Below are 2,195 nucleotides of genomic sequence, written 5' to 3'. Positions count from 1 at the left end.
CCCCATCCAGCTCAGCTGGAACTTCAACTACAAGGCCGCCGGTGACGCACTCGGCATCGACCTGCTGGGCAACCCCTGGCTGGTGGAGCAGGACGCAGCCGTGGCCTGGAAGACCGGCCTCTGGTACTGGAACACCCAGTCGGGACCCGGCACCATGACCCCCCACAACGCCATCGTCAACGGTGCCGGATTCGGTGAGACCATCCGGTCCATCAACGGCAGCATCGAGTGCAACGGCGGCAACCCCGGCCAGGTCCAGAGCCGCGTCAACACCTACCAGTCGTTCGTCCAGATCCTCGGCACCACCCCCGGCTCGAACCTGAGCTGCTGAACTCGGCCCCACCCCGAGGAAAGAGGGGCGTGCCCGGCGGCGGCCGGGTACGCCCCCGATTCGGTTCCCGGCCCGGGTGATTGGCAGGATCACCCACCATGACAACGGACAGCGGCACACCACCGGCCGGCCCCCGCTCCCCGCTCGCCCTGATCGACGACGCCCTCGCCCTCCCCTTCCCGGCCGGGGAGGAGAGCGAGGACAACGGCGTACGCAGCAGCGGCCCCGGGCACCATCTGCTGATCCTGCGCGCGGGGCCGGACTTCTGGGACGACCGGTCCACGGAGCGGGTCGAGGCGTCGGAGGAGGAGATCGAGGCGGAGTTCAGCGCGGTGGCCACCGCCCTGACCGAGCGGTGGGGCGAGCCGGAGACCGTCGAGCTCTGGCCGTATCTGGAGGAGGACGCCACCCCCGCGCCCGAACCCCTGGGCCAGCTCAGCAATCTGGCCGGGAGCATGCAGCTCTGGCGTCCCCCGGCCGGGGGCCCGGAGGGCGGACGGTGGCTGGGCCTGGCCGTGGGGCAGGCCGACCCGGAGTTCCCCATCTGGCTGCTGGCCGCGGTCGGTGAGGTGTCCGCGCTGCCCGCCTGAGCGCGGACCTCAGAGCACGGCCGGCTTCACGGACATCAGCAGGTGCCGGTGCGTGGCCGTGTCCGGGGTGGCCTCGCCCGGCGTGACCATCGCGCGCCGGCCGGCGCCCATCAGGCTCAGCCGGACCGTCGGCTCCTCGATGGAGGACAGCGCGTCCATGAGGTAGACGGGGTTGAAGGCCACCGTCATCCCGCCGGCCCCCTCCAGGGTGGCGGGCAGCCGCTGCGAGGCCACGTCGTCCTCGTACCCCGCCTGGAGCAGCACCGAGCCGTCCGGGCCGTCGGTGAAGGCCAGTTGGAGCGGGCTGCCGCCGTCCGCCACGACGGCGACGCGCCTGACGGCCTCCACCAGAGCCGCCCGGTCCAGCACCGCGACCGCCGGGTCGGCCAGCGCGAACAGTGTGTCGTGGGCCGGCAGTCTGCCGTCGAGCAGCCGCACCGTCGTCCGTGCGCCGGCGTGCTCGAAACCGGCCGACCCGTCGTCCAGCGCGACACTGACCAGGCCGGACCGGCCCAGCGTCCGGGCGATCTCGGTCAGCCGGCGGGCCGACACCAGGACATCGGCCTCGACATCGGGAGCGGCCGCCTTCCAGGGCAGGGTGCGCACCGCGTAGCGGTACCGGTCGCTGGCCGCCAGCGTCATCGTGGAGCCGTCGAGCACCAGCCGGACGCCGGTGAGGGCCGGCAGGGTGTCGTCCCGCCCCGCGGCCACCGCCACGTCCGCGACCGCCGCCGCGAACCGCGCGGCCTCCACCGCACCGCGGACCTCCGGGAGGGGCGGCAGCGCCGGATAGTCGTCGAGCGGCAGGACCGAGAGGCCGAACCGGGCGCCGGACGCGGTCACCGTGAACCGGGGCCCCTCGACCACGCACCGCACCGGACCGTCCGGCAGCACCTTGCAGATGTCGAGCAGGCGCCGCCCCATGACCAGCACCTGGCCGGGCCGCACCGTGGCGGCCTCGGTCTCCACGCACGCCGACGCCTCGAAGTCGAGGCCCGAGACGCGCAGCCGTCCGTCCGACGCGTCCAGAAGCAGACCGCCCAGTACGGGAACGGGTGACCGGGCCGGCAGCACCCGGGCGGCCCAGGCCACGGCCTCGGTCAACGCACCACGCTCAGTCAGGAACTCCACGGCAGGGCCTCTCTCGTCCGGCGTACGACGCGGTCGAGAACAGACGCTAGGCGGCACCACTGACATTGATGCTGATACCCAGGTCCCGGTGGTCGTGGCTCTGCCACTGACTGACGTCCTGCTGGGCTGTCAGTCATCGGCGG

Annotated in this window: 3 protein-coding genes; 2 read left to right on the top strand and 1 reads right to left on the bottom strand. The window is 73.0% G+C overall.

Features of this window, described 5'->3' with window-relative positions; translation table 11 throughout:
- Together IH13_RS0112940 and IH13_RS0112935 are read left to right on the top strand one after the other, a co-directional pair.
- The coding region (locus tag IH13_RS0112940) for a chitinase (protein ID WP_031083983.1) at positions 1–331 on the top strand (331 nt) is incomplete at its 5' end.
- 98 nt (positions 332–429) lie between these two features.
- Positions 430–921, top strand: a complete 492-nt coding sequence (locus tag IH13_RS0112935) for a hypothetical protein (protein ID WP_031083981.1) — start codon at positions 430–432, stop codon at positions 919–921.
- Between the two features lie 9 nt (positions 922–930).
- Here the strand turns inward: IH13_RS0112935 and dnaN are convergent, their stop codons facing one another.
- Entirely contained in the window at positions 931–2,052 is a 1,122-nt protein-coding gene (gene dnaN, locus IH13_RS0112930) for a DNA polymerase III subunit beta (RefSeq protein ID WP_031083979.1), read from the bottom strand.
- Between the last annotated feature and the right edge of the window lie 143 nt (positions 2,053–2,195).

Origin of the sequence: Streptomyces sp. NRRL WC-3549, assembly GCF_000721935.1 — a bacterium.
GTDB lineage: Bacteria > Actinomycetota > Actinomycetes > Streptomycetales > Streptomycetaceae > Streptomyces.
This window is presented reverse-complemented; position numbering and strand designations above follow the sequence as displayed.